Below are 18,621 nucleotides of genomic sequence, written 5' to 3'. Positions count from 1 at the left end.
GCCTACTCGTCGCTAATACGAACTGCTAAGCCAAGGTCTCCACCTCAAACGCGACAATCTGGCGTTGGGCGCTGGAAAATTCGAGCCGGTCAAATAGATAGGGTTGCCGGAGGCGTCATGGCTGTCAGCGTTTAAACATATCGTCCAGGCTAGTGGCGAACAGCACTTCTCGCATCCACTCTTTCAACTGACCATGGTCGGCTTGTGTAAGCGCCGTTTCCACCCACTCGGGCACTTCACCAAATTTAAAAATAAGTTGCGTGCGCACCATATCGCGGGCTTCCTCCAAACGTCCCTCTTGCCTTCCTTCTTGCCGCTCTTTTTGGCGCCAGTTTTCTAAGTTTTCTGCCAACATATCTCTGTCCTCCACTAAGCTATGTAGCTGATCCAAATTGATGTCTGCATTCAACCGTTGCAGGTGGCGTTTGAGCCAGCGGGTTAAGATTCTATCAATTCGCTCTTTGTTTGGGCCGTTCTGGATAATGCTGACGATTCTGTCAACTGCCTGCTGTAGCGAGGTGTGGTCGACCGAGGCTTTTTCAATTTCAAACACACCGCTTAGTGCACTTTGGCGCTGAGCGAGTTCTTCATCAGTGTAAGCGCCTTCATCGATTAAATGATAGCGTAAATGTGGCTGGTAGGGCTGTAAGAAGGCAGGAGGCTCAGGCTGTACCATGTCATAAATATCTTGCTTGGCCTGCCAGCGGCGCGAACCATTATACAGCACGATGGGAAACACCGGCGGCAGGCCTTGACTGGCGGTGGTGGCGCTATTTTTTAATAGGTGATCGTAGAAGCAGGCGACGTAGTGCATGAGCCGAATAGGCATGGCGTGATCGATTGTGGATTGAAACTCTAGCAGTAGGTAAAGATAGATTTCTTGGGTAGCGCCTTGCCAATTCACTTGCACCGACCAAACCAAGTCTTCAAATTTTTCTTCAAACAGCGGGGTAATGTAACTGCCGCTATGTAGCTGCAACGTCGTGAAATCCATCAGCTCGGCAATGCCAGAGGGTGTAAAGCCTTCAATGAGCTGTTGAACAAACTCAGGGTAGCTGAAGAGTTCCTTGTAGCCAGTGTCGTAGTGATTGGCCATGAGTTCTCCTGTTGTGTACTAAGTAGTCTATACCTTCACCGGCCGCTTGCTCCCATCATCCGTGCCAATACCTTGTCCTTAAGCCAGAACCTGTGAATCAGTGCCATCGCTATATGGCCGACTACTAACCCACATAGCAGCCACGAGAGTGGGCCGTGAAGCAGATCGGCGGGGGCAATCATCCAGGTGATGTTGCGCTCCGCTTCGGGCAGTAGCTCCAGGCCATAAAAGCGCAGTGCGCCGCCGCGGCCGTATTGGCGCAGAATGGCGAAAGCGGGTAGCCACAATAGCAGCGCATAAAAGGTGATATGCACCAGGCGCGCCATGCGACCACCCCATCCAGGCGGCTGCGAAGGGCGCTGCTTGCGGCTGACCCATGCCCAGCCAAGGCGCGCCAGCGTCACTATCAGAAGCATAAAGCCCAATGACCCATGAGGCCCGATAACCGCCAAAAATAGCGTGATCGCGTTTTCGCCCATTCCCCGCCAAGCCAGCAACACAGTAAATTGTAGCGTGACCAGCGCGGCGGTCAGCCAGTGCAGCGCACGGCTTATGCGTCCGTAGTGGTTGGAGCTGTCTCGCCAGCCAATAGTCGATTGAGCTAGCGCGCTCATGTGATCACTGTCCATCGCTGTGCTGTTTGCTGCTCCTTTACCCATTGGCCTTGCCCTGGCGCCAGTAGCCCATGCTGGTGACGTACTGTTTGGGTAGCCCGCACTCGTTAACCAAATAGCGGCGCAGCTTCATAGCCACTTTGGTTTCAGCGGCGATCCAGGCGTAGAAGGGCGCGCTATCGTCCAGGGTGGCGGGTTCCCAGAGCGGGCCGTCCTCATCGTCGCTTTCATTGTTGGTCGTGGCGCTGGTAGTCGCGTTAGCAGGCGTGCCGCCTAGCGCTTGAATTTCCCTATGCAAATCGATATCGCGCAGCGCTCTCATTAGCAGCTCACCGTGTTGGCAGCCGTGCTCGGCATCTCGGGCCAACCAGTGCAGCTTGGCGGCTTGGGGCAGCGGCTGAACATCGTCACTGCGAGGCACTTCGAACAGCGCTTCGACTCTGGGTTTTAAAGGCAGGTCATCGAGAGTTTCCAGAATGCCAGCCGCAGCGGGAAGAGCTGTTTCATCGGCGATGATCAGAATGCGGCGCACGTTCTGAGGTGGCTTCCACTCATAGCCCAGTTTTGGGCCTTCCGCATTGGCGACGGGGGCTGTCATGGCGAGGCGATCGCCGGGGCGTGCATGCATTGCCCAGCGTGAGGCGGGCCCATTGTCGCCATGGAGCACGAACTCTACATCCACCTCGGCTTTTTCCGGGCGTAGGGCGCGGATGGTGTAGGTGCGCGCAGAGGGGCGCTGGGCGTCTGGTAGAGCGCGATAGGCACTGTACCAATCGTGTTCATCTAGCTTGGCAATCTCGAACAGCGGGTCGAGGCTGCCACCGCCTTCGGGGAAGAAAAGCTTGACGCGCTGATCCGGGGCGTAGGTTGCCATTTGTCCGACATCTGGGCCGGTAAAGGTGAATCTGACGAGCGAAGCGCTGACCTGGGTGCGCCTCGCCAGGGTGATATCGAACAGCTGGTAGCTCGGTTTGGCTGCCATGGTGGGTATCTCCATTAGGTATTCATTAAACAGGGATCCAATTGTAGTGCTAATTATTATCATTTAGAATCGTTGTCAATAATTCAACCATTAACCTCCAGAACTATTTAAGGCTAAGACAATGACGCTGCTGCCTATCACGTCTCTTTTGGCGAACTGTTCGGTTATCACAAAAGGGTGCTCGCTATGCTAGGCGCCTCGCAAGTTGCCCAACGAGTGGGCGGAATGTCGCCCGCGAAAGCCTGCCTGTTGCTTAGCCTGCCGATGGTGGTGCTATTTTGGATTGGCCTAGAGGGGCAAGGCGGTTTTGCGCTGGGCCTAAAGGCATTAGTGACACCTTCCTTTGAGAATGTTGACGAGCTGCTGCTTCACTATGCTTGGTGGCCGCGCCTCTCGATCGCGCTGCTGGCCGGAGGCGGTTTGGGGCTGGCGGGCGTACTCATGCAGCAGGTGTTGCGCAACCCGTTAGCCTCGCCGACAACGTTGGGCGTGGCGTCGGGCGCTAATTTGGCGTTGATGACCGCCACCTTGCTGGCGCCGGGGCTGCTTGTAGTAGGGCGCGAATGGGTAGCCTTGCTGGGCGGCGCGCTGGCAGTGGGGCTGGTTTTTCTGCTCTCCTGGCGGCGCGGTTTGGCGCCGATCGTGGTGGTGCTGGCGGGGCTGGTGGTTAATCTTTACCTGGGGGCGCTCTCGACGGCGCTGTTGCTGTTTAACCACGAGGCGCTCTCGGGGCTGCTGATTTGGGGCGCGGGGTCGCTGGCGCAGAATGGCTGGGACGGCGTGGCGATTATCTGGCCACGGTTGGCGATTAGCTGTGTTGCCGCCTGGTTTTTGCTTCGCCCCCTGGCAGTATTGGAGCTGGACGATGCCAGCGCCAAGAGCCTGGGGGTTTCGCTGACCTATCTGCGCTTTGCGGGCATGGGGCTGGCGGTGTTTATTACCGGTAGCATTGTAAGCGTGGTGGGCATTATCGGCTTTATCGGCTTGGCTGCGCCCAATATTGTGCGTATGGCCGGGGCGCGCCGGTTGGGCCCACGGCTAATATGGTCGACGCTATTGGGGGCGGTGCTGCTGACCACCACGGATCTGCTGCTCCAGCAGTTCGGTGGGATGGTGGCGGCCTTTATCCCCACCGGGGCGATTACCGGAGCCCTGGGGGCGCCGCTGTTAATGTGGCTGATCCCACGCCTGAAACTTCAGGGCGATCAGCCGCCTAAAGGGGCGGGTGTTTTCGCCCATCGCCATCCGGCGCCTTCTCGTTTGGCCACCGGTTTAATCCTCGCGCTACTGGGCGCCACACTGCTTGGGCTGCTCGTTGGCCAGGGTATTGATGGCTGGTACTTGTTGTCGCCGGATAACTGGAATGTGATGCAGTGGCGCCTACCTCGGGTAATGGCGGCTGCCGCCAGCGGGTTGATGCTGGCGATTGCCGGGACGATTCTGCAGCGCCTTTCCGCCAACCCCATGGCCAGCCCCGAAGTCTTGGGTATTAGCGGTGGTTGTGCCATTGCGCTGATTCTGGGGATTTTCCTGCTGCCTGCGCCGACCAATATGATGCTGATTGGCGTCGGTACCCTGGGGGCTTTCGCGACGCTGCTGGTGCTGGTGGGTATCAACCGCAAGAGCGGTTATCTCCCAGAGCGTTTGCTGCTCACCGGGGTGGCCGTCAGTGCGCTGTTTGATGCGGTGCGCAGCGTGATGCTGGCAGGTGGCGATCCGCGCGGCCAGCAGGTAATCGCCTGGCTGGCGGGCTCTACCTACTATGTGGATATCACCAACGCCGTTGTCGTCGGCGGTATTGCCGCTGTACTGGCACTGGTCACGCTGCCCTTTACCCGCTGGCTGGATATTTTGCCCCTGGGGGCGCCAACCGCCAAAGCGCTTGGAGTAACCCTTAACCGTGCCCGCCTGGCGCTACTATTGCTGGTGGCGCTACTCACCGCCTGCGCCACCCTGGTGGTTGGGCCGCTGTCGTTTATCGGCTTGCTGGCACCGCATATGGCGCGCTTGGTGGGCTTCTCCCGGGCAGGGCAGCATCTGCTGGGCGCGGCGTTGATCGGCATGTTGCTGATGGTGCTGGCGGATTGGGTCGGCCGGCAGATTATTTTCCCTTACGAGATACCGGCCGGCTTGGTCGCCTCCCTGATTGGCGGTGCTTACTTTATGTGGGGGCTGCGGCGATTGTAATCACCTGCGTTTTAGCAAGCGCTTTTAGCACTCGCTATTAGCATTCACTGAAAACAAGATGCCGGGGAGCTGTGGTCATGGAGCTGTTAAGGATTGTATGGCGTGATTACCGCTGGCCCTTTGTGGCCGTGGTACTGCTAAGTCTAATAAGCGCTGGCTTGGGCATTGGTGTCATCGCCTTTATCAATCAACGGCTGCTGGGCTCCTTCACTGACCCCTGGCGTATACTGCCTGAGTTTCTGGGGCTAATAGCGCTGTTACTGGTTATTACCCTGACATCTCAGTTGGCGTTGACCACGTTGGGCCACCATTTTGTCTACCGGCTGCGGGGGCAGTTGATTAAGCGAATTCTGGATACCAATATCGAACGCGCCGAACAGATTGGCAGTGCGCGCTTGCTGGCGAGCCTCTCTACCGATGTGAGTTCAGTGACCGTTGCGTTTATACGCTTGCCGGAACTAGTACAGGGTGGGGTGCTGACGGTAGGCGCCACGCTTTACCTGGCGTGGCTTTCGCCTGCCATGCTGGGCATCACCGCGCTCTGGGTGATCGCGACTATTTTAATTGGTATACGCTTGGTGGCGCGGGTCTATGGGCATATGGCCGAACTGCGCGAAATACAGGATCGTCTTTACGCGGATTACCAATCGGTGATCGAAGGGCGCAAAGAGTTGGCGCTCAATCGCGACCGTGCCGAATGGTTGTATCGCGATGTCTACACCCCGAACGCAAAGGATTGTCGGCGCCATTTTATTCTTGGTGATACCTACCATCTTAGCGCGGTGAACTGGTTCAACATCATGATGCTGGGGGCGATTGGCCTAGCGTTCTTTTTGGCCAACGGCCTGGGCTGGGCATCGGTGCAGGTAGCCACGACGTTCTCACTCACGCTACTGTTTCTACGTGGGCCGCTGATGCAGGCCATTGGCGCCTTTCCGACGCTGATTAATGCCCGGGTAGCGTTCGAAAAAATCAGCAGTTTAGACCTGGCCGAGCACCGTGAGGCGTTTGGGCACTCTGCGCTGCGCCATAACTGGCAGACGCTTACCCTGGAGCAGGTCAGCTATCGCTACCCGGATGAGGAATCCCGGCCGGGCTTTGCTATCGGCCCCATCGATCTGACCTTACAGCGCGGCGAAGTGGTGTTTCTGATTGGCGGCAACGGTAGTGGAAAATCGACCCTGGCAAGGCTTCTAACCGGGCTCTATCAACCGCAAAGCGGCAGTATTCGGGTCGATGGTATGCCGCTGCGGGATGAGGACTGGACGCGCTATCGCCAACACTTCTCGGCGATTTATACCGACCTGCACCTATTTGACCGTTTGATGGGCCCCGCGGGCGAGTCACCCGACCCCGCGCTGATGGAAGAGTGGCTGGCGGCTCTAGGTATGCAGAGTAAGCTCGACTTCGAGGGCGATCGCATCACCAACATCAACCTGTCCCAGGGGCAGCGCAAGCGCCTGGCGATGCTGCTGGCCGTGGCCGAACAGCGCGACCTGCTGCTGCTGGACGAGTGGGCCGCCGACCAGGATCCCCAGTTTCGGCGGGTGTTCTACCGTGAGCTACTACCGCAGCTAAGGGCGCTAGGCAAAACGCTGGTAGTGATTAGCCACGACGACCACTACTTCGACCAGGCTGACCGGTTGCTGGAAATGCGCGGCGGTCAGCTAGTTGAACTTACCGGTGAGCAGCGTGAAGCGGCCAGCCGCGATGCGGTGGCGAGGGTGAGTGGGTAATGCGTAACGATATGGTGGTAACGCAGTCAGCCGAAACCACGGCATACCACACTGGCTGTCGGGACTCGCTCGGCCAACTCTATCACCACCATCACCCCTGGCTGCAGCAGTTGCTAAGTCGGCGGCTGGGCTGCGGCGAATCGGCGGCTGACCTGGCCCAGGACGCCTTTGTGCGCCTGCTGCAAACGCCGCGGCATCTGGATAGCTTTGACGGTGCCAGAGCCTACCTTAGCCGCATGGCCAAAGGGCTGTGCGTAGATCATTGGCGCCGCCAGGATATCGAGCGGGCTTGGCAAGAGGCGCTGGCTGCTCGCGCTGAAACGCATCTGCCTTCCGCCGAACATCAGCAGATCGTCATTGAGACCCTGTGCGAAATCGACCGCATGCTGTCGCGACTGCCTGAAAAGGTCGCCACTGCTTTCCTGGCCTCTCAACTGCACGGCAAACCCTATCGCCAGATTGCTGAAGAACTCGGCGTTTCCGAACGGATGGTCAAGAAATACATGGCCCAGGCCATGCTGCAATGTGCATTGATTGAGGCCGGTTTTGAGGCCAGCCTCTAAATGGTTTCTGCCGCTAGCTATGATGAAACCGCCAAGCGCCGCGCGTTGGCCGAGGCCGCCGAGTGGTTTGCTGAATGGCAGGCAGGCGAGCTCTCTTCAGACCAGCGTGAGCGTTGGCAGTCGTGGCTGGCGGCCAGCGATACCCACCGCTGGGCCTGGCGACAGGTGGAAGGCGTAAGCCGACGTTTCACCGCCAGCCTGAATGAGGCGGAGCGGCAGACCGCCGACCGAGTGATCGGCTCGGCGCGGCAACGACGGCGAGGGCGGTGGCATCTGCTGAGTGGGCTCTCTACCCTGGCGTTTGCGGCCGTGTTGATCGGGCTTTCCTGGCAGTGGACGCCATTGCCCCAGTGGGTCGCGTACTGGGGCGCCGACTACCGCACCGCTACCGGCGACATCACCCGCATTGAACTGGAAGATGGCACCCAAGTGTGGCTAAGCAGCGCCTCGGCGCTGGACGTGGACTACGACCACCAGCGGCGCCGACTGCAACTAGTGGCGGGCGAGGTGCTGATTACGACCGGCAACGACCCCGAACGCCCCTTTTATGTAGATACCCGCAGTGCTCGGCTAACGCCCTTGGGCACTCGCTTTAGTGTGCGCCAACGCCAAACCGATGAACTGCTGGCGGTGTTTGAGGGCGCGGTGGCTATCCAAACCCGTGGCGATGCCGACCATGCCAGCCAGCGCCAGGTGGTCGACGCCGGGCAACAGGCCAGCTACGCCGCTGGCGGCATTGGCGAACTCAACCCCGCCGACGGCAGCCGGGCTGCCTGGGCCAACGGCGTTTTGCTGGCGGAAAATATGTCGCTGAAAACGTTCGCCGCGGAGCTGAGTCAGCATCACCGTGGTCGCCTTGAGGTCGACCCGGCGGTGGCGGATCTCACGCTGCTCGGCGCTTTCCCCCTTGACGACCTGGAGCGCACTCTGCACATGGTCGAGACCACGCTACCGGTGACGGTGTGGCAAGTGATGCCCTGGTGGATCAAGATTGAGGCGGTCGGGTCAGAGCGCGAATAAAAGCGCCCCAAGAATAAAATAGAAAAAATTAATTTTCTTGGTTCCCTTTTTTCGCGCTGGTTCGATTCCCCTATATAAGCAGCCAAAAACCATCTGCAAGGGGAACCGATATGCCGCAACAACGCTCTGTATTACCTCCATCGCCTACCGCCACCCGTCCGTTTCCAAAGCGCCGCCGCGCCCTCGCGCTGGCAGTTCACCTCGCCGCCGCCGGTTTGCTAGCCACGCCGCTGCTATCGCTACCCGCCATGGCGCAAACCACCCAGCAGCAAATACGCCAGTACGCTATCCCTGCGGGCCCGGTCAGCACGGTAGTCAACCGCTTTGCCTCTGAGGCTGGTGTTTTTATCAGCGGTGCTGGCGAGCTAGGCGAAGGGCGCCAAAGCCCTGGCCTGCAGGGCCAGTATGGGGTAGATGAAGGGCTCGAACGGCTGCTGAATGGCACCCGCCTTAGGGCCGTACGGCAGGGGGATGGAAGCTATCGGCTGGAGGAGCGGCCAGATGGGATGGCGCTGTCGACTATTGAGGTGACAGGAGCGCGTCTGCCCTACGGCATGACCGAGAACAGCGATTCCTATACGAGTGAAAGCGCTAGTATCGGTTTAGCGTCTCAGTTAGTTAAGGAAACGCCTCAGTCCGTCAGCGTCGTGACGCGGGAACGGCTGGATGATCAAGGTACGACCTCATTGGCCGAGGCCATGCGCAATGTTACTGGTATGACCGTGCGTGAGTACGGGCCCAATCAGTACGAGCTCAAGTCTCGAGGCTATAATATTAACTCCTTTCTCATTGATGGTAGTCCTGCTCAGAGTCCAGAAAGTGCCTGGGAAAGCGCTGGAGTATTTGATACAGCCTTACTCGATCGTATTGAGGTTCTACGTGGGCCTGCGGGTATTCTCCATGGGTCTGGCGAGCCCAGCGGTACCATCAACCTGGTGCGCAAACGTGCTTTAGCTGAAAGCCAAGCCTCAGTTACCCTTTCTGCCGGTACAGATGATGCTTATCGGGGGGTAGTTGATGTAACTGGCGCACTGGATAGTGATGGGCGAGTCCGGGGCCGTTTCGTCGGTGTCTATGATGATCGAGGCTCCTTCATCGATAATGTATATTCGGATAATAAAGTCGGTTATGGAACCTTGGAATTTGACCTGACCCCGGATACCACACTGTCCTTGGGGGCAACCATACAAGACGAAGAGTTCCGCCCTAACTCGGGACTACCGATCTACAGTGATGGTTCTCTACTCAATGTTAGTCGCTCTACGTATCTAGGCTCAGATTGGGAAAAACAAGCCGGTGATGCACAGCGTTATTTTGTGGAATTGGAGCATCGGTTGAGCAATGGTGCTGAAATCACTTTTAAAGCCAATCACCTGAACCGAGATTCCAACCTCCAAAAGAGTGAAAGCCATTCGTCCGTTTCACCTGGTACCGGTGAATTCTTGATGCGCCGAATCCAGTGGGATCAAGAACGCCAGGATGATTATCTCGAACTTCAGGCACGTACTCCCTTTGAACTGGCTGGGAGCACCCACGAAGCCGTACTCGGCACCAGCTATTTGAGCAGGGAAGTTAACCGTACATTTGCGTCTGGCAACCCGATCACTGTTCCAGCCAGTATTTTCTCTTCCGACCATAGAACTTCAGAGCCTCCTACTTTCGATCAAAACCCTGTTCGTTCTGACCAGGCCAGCACGCAGTATTCAGTCTATAGCCAAGCTAATTTCAACTTATTTGATCCTCTTACTCTTGCCTTAGGGGGGCGCATTAATTGGTGGGAAACGGAGACTTTCCTCAGCGCTGGAGGTGCAAAGAGCGAGAATGATAGCAGTGGATCTAAATTCATTCCTTATGCGGGCCTGATCTATGGACTCAACCCTGAAATCAATCTTTACGCCAGTTACACCGGTTTCTTCGAACCGCAACTGTCCACAGGCCGAAATGGCAATTTTATCGATCCACGTGAAGGTGACCAAATAGAGATAGGGATCAAAGGATCCAATCTTGAGGGCGAGTTAAACTGGCATGTCGCAGTTTTCCGTATTGAAGACACCAACCGTGCTTATACGGATCCTAATAATCCTGGTTTCTCAATTCCTATCGGCGAAGCAAGGAGTGAGGGGGTCGAGCTTGAAGTCAGCGGTCAGTTGTTGCCTCGCTGGGATCTCAGTGCTGGCTATGCTTATACGCAGACAGAGTTCGTGAAGGACGCTAACTCAGAAGGCCTCACGCTTTCACCGGACACACCTGAGCATAATTTCAACCTATGGTCACGTTATCGCTTTAGTGACACTGAAAATCAGGGATGGCGCATTGGTGCAGGTGTAAATACCTTTAGTGGAATTTATGCCCAAAGTGGGGATATTCGAACTGAGCAAGGTGGATACACCACTGTTTCAGCACTGCTCGGCTATCAAGTCAGTGAGAGCTTGGACATCTCATTGAATGGCAATAACCTAACTGATAAGGAGTACTACTCTACAGTTAGAGGCGGAAATAGGCATAATTATTACGGTGCGCCAAGAAATTTTATGCTTACTATGGATTATAGTTTCTAATAAGCCATGAGCAGGGGAGTAAACCTGCCATTCTAAAGAACACTAACTTGGCGGCAATTTAAAATTCATTAAATTGGGTGTTAAAATTGCCGCCAAATGAGAGATCTATAAGCCTCTTGCTACAATCCTTACCCTATATAGAGAAAACATGAATATTCTCTCTCAATTAAATGTAAGCAACGAATCTTGTCTGCGCGCATTGGTTTTATATCTTTCTTTTTTTATATCAACCATCAGTCATGCTTCCTCTCCTCCTTCTACGATAGCCCTTAGTTGGACTACTGCCGAAACGCTGGTCGCCATTGGTGCGCCCCCAATAGGTATGTCAATGAGAGATAATTATCAAAAATGGGGAAGCATCAGATCCCTTCCGGAAGACACAGTGGAAGTTGGTATCTCATTTCAACCAAACCTTGAACTTATTACATCAATGCATCCAGACATAATAGTGTCAGACAGCGTTTTTGCCGTATCCGATGAGCAACTATCAGACACATACAACACACATCGCTTCACTATCTACCAAGAAGACGTAGACAGATGGAATGAACTTACAGATTTCACAAGAAAATTATCCTCGGCTATTATGTTGCCAGATTCTGGCGAGGTATATATTGCCGACCTTGAAGATAAAATTGAACACCTAAAAAATAGAATCACGGAATGGAACGAACCACTGCTAATTATTCGCGCTTTAGATTTAAACCATGTGAGGGTTTATGGACAAAATAGCTTAGTTCAAGCCGTACTTGACCAGTTGGGTCTTTCCAACGCCTGGCAAGAACCAACAAACCAGAAGGGATTTTCGATTGTTGGAGTCGAGGCGCTAATCGGCATTGATGCGCGACTAGTAATCGTGGAAGGCCCACAACTTTCCGGGAATATAGCAACTCAGCTTTCCGACCGTGGCCTATGGCAGTATGTACCCAGCATTCGAGAAAACAATTTATTAACAGTTCCTCCATTCTGGGTGTTCGGTGCACTACCTTCTGCATATCAGTTCTCAACATCGTTAGTCGAAGCCTTTGAAGACAGTACTAGCAATTAATCTTTTGATTCTGCCCAGTCACAGGCCTGAAGCACCCACTGAGCCTCAGCCCACTGCTTCATCGGAACGCTGATTCGCCGTGCGTTTTTCCGACATTGATAAACGGTTTTATAATAAGAAAAACTAATACCCCATTAGCAGGATGATTTTTAGTTATCAGTGGTGCCCATTATCTTAGTGCCAGATTGATCAACACGACGCTTATTCTGGCACTGGGAGCGGGGCAATGTGGGAAAGTTATATCACCGGGCTGGTGGTGAGCGGCGGCATTATCATGGCGATTGGGGCGCAAAACGCCTACATATTAGGCTTGGCCATTCGCCGGGAGTATCACTGGTGGTCGGCGGGGCTGTGCATGAGTGCGGATATTATCCTGCTTACGGCGGGCATGTTTGGGGTGAGTGCTTTTCTGCTGACGATGCCCAGCGCGTTGGAAGTCATGCGCTGGGTGGGCGTAGTGTTTTTAAGCTGGCTGGCGGCCCAGGCGTTGTTTAGGGCCTTTAGCGGGCGGCGGGGGCTTCGCGCCGAGGCGGGCAAAGCGCCCAGTTTAACCAAAGTGATTTTCGCCACTCTTGCGGTCACCATACTCAATCCACAGGTGTACCTGGACACGCTGCTGCTGATACCTGCCATTGGCGCCCAGCAGGAGAGCGCCGGTGTGTTTGTGGCGGGGGCCTCTACCGCTTCCATACTCTGGTTTAGCCTGCTGGCCTGGGGCGGTGCCGCGCTTTCGCCTTGGCTTTCAAAGCCCATCGCGTGGCGCATTATTGACGGTCTGATTGGCTTGATGATGGCTGGCATCGCCATGCATCTAGCGCTCAATGCCAGCTAGTTATTAGTGGCGGCTAAAGTAGGCCTCCATCACCGCGATAACCTTGTCGATATCCGCGTCATTCACATCGCGATGGGTAACAAAACGCGTGGCGTAGAGTAGCTCGATCAAAATGCCGTGCTCTTTGAGCCATGAAGAGAGCGGCTGAACATGCTCGTCGGGGAAGTGCGCGAACACCATATTGGTGTCTTGAGAGGTGATTTCGACACCGGGCAGCCTAGCCAAGCCCTCTGCCAGTCGCGCTGCACGGCGATGATCGTCGGCCAAGTCCGCCACGTGATGGTCCAACGCATACTGGCAGGCGGCGGCGATAATACCTGATTGGCGCATGCCGCCACCCACTACTTTCCGCCAGCGTCGTGCGCGGTCGATCAATGCTTGCGAGCCCACCAGGGCCGAGCCGATGGGGGCGCCCATGCCTTTTGAAAAGCATAGCGACACGCTGTCAAACGGCAGACACAGTTGCTTGAGTGAGGTGTCGGTAGCAACAGCGGCATTGAATAGCCGCGCGCCGTCCAAGTGCGTTGCCAATCCCCGTTCCCGGGCCAGTTCGGTGGCTTTCAATACGTAGTCTGCGGGCAGTACTTTGCCGCCAATCGTATTTTCCAGTGCCAGCAGTTTGCTGCGGGCAAAGTGAAAGTCGTCGGCTTTGATGGCGGAACTAATTTTCTCCAGGGGCAGGGTGCCATCGGCAGCGTTCTCAATCGGCTGTGGCTGAATGCTGCCCAGTACAGCTGCTCCTCCGCCTTCATATTTGTAGGTATGGGCCGACTGCCCAACGATGTACTCATCGCCGCGCTCGCAGTGGGCCATGAGCGCCACCAGATTACTTTGTGTGCCGCTAGGAAATAAAAGCGCCGCTTGTTTGCCTGCCTTCTCGGCTAAATTGTTTTGAAACGCGTTGACCGTTGGATCATCGCCCCACACATCATCGCCAACCGGGGCGGCCATCATGGCGTCTTTCATGGCAGAGGTCGGACGGGTCACCGTATCACTGCGTAAATCAATCATGCGCATCTCCTTTATTGTGTGGGGCAATCACTCGGAAGCGTTTTCTCATGCAAGTTCTGGGGAACCATCTATGGTTAACAGCATACTGCAAGTCTCTCAAGCAAAGGCAAACAGATGGATCTGAAAAGTGGTTATCCCTTTTGGGCGGTCAAAAATGGCCTATTGAAAACCTTTCCTCAACTGACCCGCGATCACCAATGCGAGGTGGTAGTGATTGGTGGCGGCATTACAGGCGCGTTGATTGCTGATGAGCTAAGCCGCAACGGCCACCACGTGGTGGTGCTGGAGCGCCGGGATGTGGGCTGGGGTAGTTCAGCCGCCAGTACTGCGTTACTGCAGTACGAAATTGATACCCATATGACAGCGTTAGCCGAGCGCTATGGGGAGGCCGATGCAGTGCTTGCCTACCGTGCCTGCGCCGAAGCCATTGGCGAACTTGAATCCCTGGCGGCAGGGCTGGGTGATGTGGATTTTGAGCGTCAGCAAAGCCTTTACTACGCCAGTAGCGAAGAGGATGTCGCGCCGCTTAAGGAGGAGTTAGCACTGCGCCAAAAAAACGGGTTTGAAGCCGAATGGCTTGAGCGCGAGGTTATTTTGGCGGAGTACGGCTTTGAGGCACCCGGTGCTATTCTTACTCAGCTAGCCGCCACGATTGATCCTTATCGTATGGCGTATCAGCTGTTTTCCAGGGTGGTCGAGCGCGGGGGAGAGGTATATGACCGCACGCAAATGGAGACGATAACGCCGGACGACCAGGGTGTCACGCTGACATTGGCCAATAGTGCCAAGCTGCGCTGCCAGTACGTGGTGATGGCTGCAGGGTATGAGTCGCAAGCCTGGCTGCCAGAAAAGGTGGCCGACAATCTCAGCAGCTATGCGCTTATCACTGACCCGCTACCGCCAGAGGCCTTGGGTAAGTTACGCCACACCATGGTATGGGAGTCAGCGCGACCCTACCTCTATATGCGCACTACCTGCGATGGGCGACTCCTCGTGGGCGGAGACGATGACGACGAAGATATTCCCAAGCGCCGCGACGCGAGGGTAGAAGAGAAGGCCGAGGGGCTGGCAGCTAAGATAGAAGCGCTATGGCCTAGGCTAGATATTAACCCCACATTCTCTTGGGGCGGTACCTTTGCGGAAACCGGCGATGGCTTGCCTTTTTTCGGGCCTCATGATGCCCTGGGCCCACGCGTACATTTCGCCATGGCCTATGGCGGCAACGGCATCAGCTACAGCATGATAGGCGCCAAACTGCTGCGAGCGCTTATTGAGGGTAGAGAGCACCCCTTGGCGGAGCTGTTTTCATTTAAACGCTTAGCCAAAATGGCCTAGCCTAAATGCAAAAATTGGGTAGCAGGCAAGCTTAAAACGCGTATATCTTAACGGATATTCATAAGGATAGCGGGTAATGGGCCACCAACTTTATTTGCGTGCACTGGAGCGCAACGACCTGCGCTTTGTTCATGAACTAAACAATAACCAGAGCATTATGTCGTACTGGTTTGAAGAGCCTTACGAGTCATTTGATGAGCTGGAGGAATTGTATAACAAGCACATCCATGACAACGCCGAACGGCGCTTTGTCGCGGAGGACAGCCATGGAAATGCCATTGGCCTGGTAGAACTGATTGAGATCGACTACATCCATCGCAGCGGCGAGTTTCAAATCATTATTACCCCGGATCACCAGGGGAAAGGGTTTGCCCGCTCCTTAATTCGCCAAGCATTGCACTACTCATTCACAATTCTAAACCTACACAAGGTATACCTCATTGTGGCGGTGGAGAACGTTAAAGCGATCCATCTTTACGAAGAGAGTGGTTTTATTGAAGAAGGCCACTTGGTGCAGGAGTTCTTTATCAATGGCAAGTACCGCGATGTAAAGCGGATGTATATCTTGCAGGGCACCTACCTAACCCAATTGTCAGAACAGCAAGAAGAGAGTGGCGAATGGGCCTAGAGTGAGGGGGTGTTGCCCTTTTGCTTTATTGTTAGTAGCAACCTGTACTCCCGCTAGGCATCACCGGGGCGAATTTAGCAGGAGTACAGGTTTCTTCATCTTACTGGAAGGAAGCTTCTAGGCGCTCTGCACGATCACCCGCTGCTGGGTGGCTGGAAAAGACGCTGCTGTCATTGCCGTATTTGGCTTCTAGCTTGCGTAGGGCTGCAACGGATGCCTCTGCATTCAGGTTGTGGCGCTGCATTAGCTCAATGGCATAGTCATCAGCTTCATTCTCTTGGCGTTGCGAGAACTGAGCGTTGACAAGCTTTTCGCCCAAATCACCAAGCTCAGAGCTTGAAAGTGCGGCGGCGGTGGTGCTGCCACTAGCAGCAGCTGCTTCACGTGCAGCGGACGCGGCATAGGCAACCTGGAAAGCACGTTTGGAGTGCCCTAACGCGACGTGTCCGATCTCGTGGGCGATAACGTAGCGTACTTCATCATCGGTCATCTCATCCATCAGCGCGCTATGCAACCGGATGGAGCCGTTGGGTACCGCAAAAGCATTAACGTCGTCTAAATGATAAACGTTATAGTCAAGCGTATGGCCGTCGACTGTTTCTAAGCCCTGGGTTAGCTTCGCCAAACGTTGTGCATACTGACTGTCGTCTGCAACAAGGCGGTTTTGAGAATCCAGCTGGGCAATGGTTTGATCGCCAAGTTGTTGCATTTGTTGATCCGACATCGTGGCAGCGCCAGCCAAACTGGAGCCCGCAGACATCAGACCTCCAAGGTCAGCGCCTGACTGGCAGCCGCTAAGGGCAAGTGCTGCCGCTAAACCTAAAGCATAAGATGTTTTGCGAACCAAAAAAGGTGTTTGCATCGTCCGTTCCTTCGTCAATGTGCGTGCATAACAAGAAGAGTCTGCACGTTGAGTATTGCGCCTTTATTAGCCGAACTAATATTAGACCATTCCTTTGTGTAACTCCATACCCTACTGTAAAGAAGATTATTGAGGTCGACTACGAACACCGTATTGTTGTGCTTAAAGCCATTACTTCGCTAAGCGTAGCGCTGATTGTTACTGCTTGAAAATTTCAAAAGTGTAATTAATCGTAGCGATGGATAACATTAAAGCGATTTATCTTTACGAGGAGAACGCTTAATTGAGGAGGTTTTCTTGTGCTGACATCCGTTTTCAATAAAAATACAGCAGTTTGCAAAATTACTGCGTAAGTCATTGATCCATAAATGATAAAAACACCTTGAGGGCATTTGACCCGACCAGCCAATTGATAGCGAAGCCTGCCCATTACAATTGACTGTAAGAATAAAAAACGCCTCGTGTAAACGAGGCGTTGTATGGAGCTAAAACAGCATGCCGTATCTATGCTTAACGCAGGTAGGCCTTAATAGCGTCAAGTGCCGCACGCTGCTGTAGAGCGCGTTTTGCCCACACTTCCATAACATCAACTTCCAACGCTTGTGCAGGGGTAACTAAGTGTTGCATGGCGTTCATTCCTCTTTCAGGGGGTCAGAGAATTCGTTGAGACCTTGTTGTAAAAAATGTTGTAAAAACATGTTATAAAATCAGATGCTGTAAAAAGCTTATGTTGTACACAGCCTGTGTTGTGCATAGCAGCAATTTAGCTGTTGTGAGATATTAAGAGCTTTTTCTGCGAAGAGCTAGTCCTAACGATGTAGGTGATTTGCCATTTTTTGTAAGCTATGGCTTACATATGCCTGTAGAACGATATTAGGTCTTTGAATGGAAAAGGTTTTCATAAGCATTAAAAAGCCGGAAAATATTCCGGCTTCGGTGTTTTTCTTTGGTCTTAAGGGTAGAAAAGCACCTGATTTAGCCTAGGTAGGCTTTCAGCGCTTCAGCTGCGGCACGATGCCACTGAGCATTCAAGCTCCAGTACTCTAGAACTTCATTATCGCGAGCAGGGGATGTTATTAAAAAACTCATTGTGCGGTCCTCCTTTTGGGACTACCTCTTTATTGTAGCCTATTTTTGCTGCAATGCAGCATGAATGTGGTGCTGCACCGTGCTATGCGACAAAGTGACCTAGGCTGGTTACGGTAGTTTGAGATGGTTATGGTGGTTTGCATAAATATTGGCGACGAGGAGCCCTATGCGTCTACGTATTTTGTCTGACCTACACCTGGAATTTTTTGACGGCAACCGCGAGCTGCCTGAGGTGGTTGCCGATGTAGTCATCCTGGCTGGAGATATTCACCGCCACTGCGAAGGTCTTGCCTGGGCGCGTTCCCGCTTTCCGGACACGCCGATTATCTATGTTCCGGGTAACCATGAGTTTTACGGTACCTGCATGCCGCTGCTGCGTGATGAGCTGGCGCTCGAAGCCGAGCGGCTCGACATTGAACTACTGGATAACCGTGCCGTAACTCTCAATGGCGTGCGCTTTTACGGTACTACGCTATGGACTGACTTTGCGCTTTACGCCGGTGATCCAACTCAAAACCCCGCCGATACTGAATCTAAGGCGCTACGCTACATGCCCGATTTTAAAAGCGTGCAAATGCCCCCTGGCGTAACCTTCACACCGCAGGCGAGCCAGCAGGTACACGCTGAAGCCCTCGTTTGGCTAGAAAACGAGCTGTCACAGTCATTTGATGGCCCAAAAGTGGTGGTTAGCCACCACGCCCCGCTGCACGATTGCATCCCAGGCCAATACCTGGGCGACGCGTTATCCCCAGCGTTTGCTTCCCACTTGCCTCACCTAATGGGCAAGATGGATGTTTGGGTGCACGGGCATGTTCACGAGCCCGTGGACATTCTGCGCAACGGCACGCGTGTCATTGCCAACCCTGGCGGTTACCCCGACGAGTTCAACCCAGTGCTGTTTAAGCCAGATTGGGTAGTTGAGGTTTAAAAATATAATTATTTACAATAGGTTAGCTATAAAGGTTGAGCGTTTTTGACATCGGTGGTGAAAGGTCTTTGCTCGCTACTTTGGTTTAAATTCTACGGCTTTTGCTTGCGCCATCACTGTATGATAATTATC

15 protein-coding genes are annotated in these 18,621 nt (G+C 54.3%); 10 read left to right on the top strand and 5 right to left on the bottom strand.

The features are described 5' to 3' along the window. Positions 1-124: 124 nt before the first annotated feature. From J7J49_RS15775 to J7J49_RS15765, 3 genes are read right to left on the bottom strand one after another with little or no spacing between them, the layout of a single operon-like run. Positions 125-1,096: an Rpn family recombination-promoting nuclease/putative transposase gene (locus J7J49_RS15775; RefSeq protein WP_215093917.1), complete on the bottom strand. Its 972-nt coding sequence runs from the start codon at positions 1,094-1,096 to the stop codon at positions 125-127. Between the two features lie 35 nt (positions 1,097-1,131). Continuing rightward, on the bottom strand, positions 1,132-1,710 hold the full coding sequence (locus J7J49_RS15770; RefSeq protein ID WP_251048353.1) for a cytochrome b: 579 nt from the start codon (positions 1,708-1,710) through the stop codon (positions 1,132-1,134). A 37-nt stretch (positions 1,711-1,747) separates the two neighbouring features. Then, positions 1,748-2,692: a siderophore-interacting protein gene (locus J7J49_RS15765; protein WP_215093913.1), complete on the bottom strand. Its 945-nt coding sequence runs from the start codon at positions 2,690-2,692 to the stop codon at positions 1,748-1,750. 186 nt (positions 2,693-2,878) lie between these two features. On the opposite strand from J7J49_RS15765, the gene fhuB reads away from it, so the two are divergent. The 7 genes from fhuB (at position 2,879) to J7J49_RS15730 (ending at position 12,636) form a co-directional block, all read left to right on the top strand. Beyond that, positions 2,879-4,879, top strand: a complete 2,001-nt coding sequence (gene fhuB, locus J7J49_RS15760; protein ID WP_215093912.1) for a Fe(3+)-hydroxamate ABC transporter permease FhuB — start codon at positions 2,879-2,881, stop codon at positions 4,877-4,879. Positions 4,880-4,956: 77 nt separating this feature from the next. After that, the gene (locus J7J49_RS15755; protein WP_215093911.1) at positions 4,957-6,615 is read left to right on the top strand and encodes a multidrug ABC transporter permease/ATP-binding protein; all 1,659 of its coding nucleotides are present in this window, start codon (positions 4,957-4,959) and stop codon (positions 6,613-6,615) included. After that, positions 6,615-7,178 carry a sigma-70 family RNA polymerase sigma factor gene (locus J7J49_RS15750; RefSeq protein ID WP_251048352.1) on the top strand — a complete coding sequence of 188 codons (564 nt, stop codon included), beginning with the start codon at positions 6,615-6,617 and terminating at the stop codon, positions 7,176-7,178. The genes J7J49_RS15755 and J7J49_RS15750 overlap by 1 nt, the downstream gene beginning before the upstream one ends. Then, a complete protein-coding gene (locus J7J49_RS15745; protein ID WP_215093910.1) occupies positions 7,179-8,198 on the top strand; it encodes a FecR domain-containing protein in 1,020 nt (339 codons plus the stop codon). Between the two features lie 110 nt (positions 8,199-8,308). Beyond that, entirely contained in the window at positions 8,309-10,756 is a 2,448-nt protein-coding gene (locus J7J49_RS15740; protein WP_215093909.1) for a TonB-dependent siderophore receptor, read from the top strand. 148 nt (positions 10,757-10,904) lie between these two features. Then, positions 10,905-11,804, top strand: a complete 900-nt coding sequence (locus tag J7J49_RS15735; protein ID WP_215093908.1) for an ABC transporter substrate-binding protein — start codon at positions 10,905-10,907, stop codon at positions 11,802-11,804. 226 nt (positions 11,805-12,030) lie between these two features. Continuing rightward, entirely contained in the window at positions 12,031-12,636 is a 606-nt protein-coding gene (locus J7J49_RS15730; RefSeq protein WP_215093907.1) for a LysE/ArgO family amino acid transporter, read from the top strand. Positions 12,637-12,639: 3 nt separating this feature from the next. Here J7J49_RS15730 and ltaE read toward each other — a convergent pair whose 3' ends face one another. After that, positions 12,640-13,647: a low-specificity L-threonine aldolase gene (ltaE, locus tag J7J49_RS15725; protein WP_215093905.1), complete on the bottom strand. Its 1,008-nt coding sequence runs from the start codon at positions 13,645-13,647 to the stop codon at positions 12,640-12,642. Between the two features lie 114 nt (positions 13,648-13,761). Between ltaE and J7J49_RS15720 the strand changes: the two genes are divergently transcribed. Then, positions 13,762-14,982 (top strand): NAD(P)/FAD-dependent oxidoreductase, encoded by a 1,221-nt coding sequence (locus tag J7J49_RS15720; protein ID WP_215093903.1) that lies wholly within the window; start codon positions 13,762-13,764, stop codon positions 14,980-14,982. Positions 14,983-15,058: 76 nt separating this feature from the next. Further along, a complete protein-coding gene (speG, locus tag J7J49_RS15715) occupies positions 15,059-15,610 on the top strand; it encodes a spermidine N1-acetyltransferase (protein ID WP_064236179.1) in 552 nt (183 codons plus the stop codon). 100 nt (positions 15,611-15,710) lie between these two features. Here speG and J7J49_RS15710 read toward each other — a convergent pair whose 3' ends face one another. Then, the gene (locus J7J49_RS15710; protein ID WP_064236180.1) at positions 15,711-16,472 is read right to left on the bottom strand and encodes a M48 family metalloprotease; all 762 of its coding nucleotides are present in this window, start codon (positions 16,470-16,472) and stop codon (positions 15,711-15,713) included. A 1,255-nt stretch (positions 16,473-17,727) separates the two neighbouring features. Between J7J49_RS15710 and J7J49_RS15705 the strand changes: the two genes are divergently transcribed. Beyond that, a complete protein-coding gene (locus J7J49_RS15705) occupies positions 17,728-18,489 on the top strand; it encodes a metallophosphoesterase (RefSeq protein ID WP_215093901.1) in 762 nt (253 codons plus the stop codon). Positions 18,490-18,621 lie beyond the last annotated feature (132 nt).

The sequence above is a fragment of the Halomonas sp. ISL-56 genome, from assembly GCF_018612805.1.
Classification (GTDB): domain Bacteria; phylum Pseudomonadota; class Gammaproteobacteria; order Pseudomonadales; family Halomonadaceae; genus Vreelandella.
The sequence above is the reverse complement of the archived record's forward strand: the minus strand, read 5'-3'. Positions and strand labels throughout refer to the sequence as shown.

Bases quoted from the DNA above. Each gene is read 5' to 3' on its own strand.
- J7J49_RS15740 (WP_215093909.1), top strand. From the start codon at position 8,309: ATGCCGCAACAACGCTCTGTATTACCTCCATCGCCTACCGCCACCCGT.
- J7J49_RS15770 (WP_251048353.1), bottom strand. From the start codon at position 1,710: ATGAGCGCGCTAGCTCAATCGACTATTGGCTGGCGAGACAGCTCCAAC.
- J7J49_RS15705 (WP_215093901.1), top strand. From the start codon at position 17,728: ATGCGTCTACGTATTTTGTCTGACCTACACCTGGAATTTTTTGACGGC.
- J7J49_RS15730 (WP_215093907.1), top strand. From the start codon at position 12,031: ATGTGGGAAAGTTATATCACCGGGCTGGTGGTGAGCGGCGGCATTATC.
- J7J49_RS15710 (WP_064236180.1), bottom strand. From the start codon at position 16,472: ATGCAAACACCTTTTTTGGTTCGCAAAACATCTTATGCTTTAGGTTTA.
- J7J49_RS15745 (WP_215093910.1), top strand. From the start codon at position 7,179: ATGGTTTCTGCCGCTAGCTATGATGAAACCGCCAAGCGCCGCGCGTTG.
- J7J49_RS15720 (WP_215093903.1), top strand. From the start codon at position 13,762: ATGGATCTGAAAAGTGGTTATCCCTTTTGGGCGGTCAAAAATGGCCTA.
- speG (WP_064236179.1), top strand. From the start codon at position 15,059: ATGGGCCACCAACTTTATTTGCGTGCACTGGAGCGCAACGACCTGCGC.
- J7J49_RS15755 (WP_215093911.1), top strand. From the start codon at position 4,957: ATGGAGCTGTTAAGGATTGTATGGCGTGATTACCGCTGGCCCTTTGTG.
- ltaE (WP_215093905.1), bottom strand. From the start codon at position 13,647: ATGATTGATTTACGCAGTGATACGGTGACCCGTCCGACCTCTGCCATG.
- J7J49_RS15765 (WP_215093913.1), bottom strand. From the start codon at position 2,692: ATGGCAGCCAAACCGAGCTACCAGCTGTTCGATATCACCCTGGCGAGG.
- J7J49_RS15735 (WP_215093908.1), top strand. From the start codon at position 10,905: ATGAATATTCTCTCTCAATTAAATGTAAGCAACGAATCTTGTCTGCGC.
- J7J49_RS15750 (WP_251048352.1), top strand. From the start codon at position 6,615: ATGCGTAACGATATGGTGGTAACGCAGTCAGCCGAAACCACGGCATAC.
- fhuB (WP_215093912.1), top strand. From the start codon at position 2,879: ATGCTAGGCGCCTCGCAAGTTGCCCAACGAGTGGGCGGAATGTCGCCC.
- J7J49_RS15775 (WP_215093917.1), bottom strand. From the start codon at position 1,096: ATGGCCAATCACTACGACACTGGCTACAAGGAACTCTTCAGCTACCCT.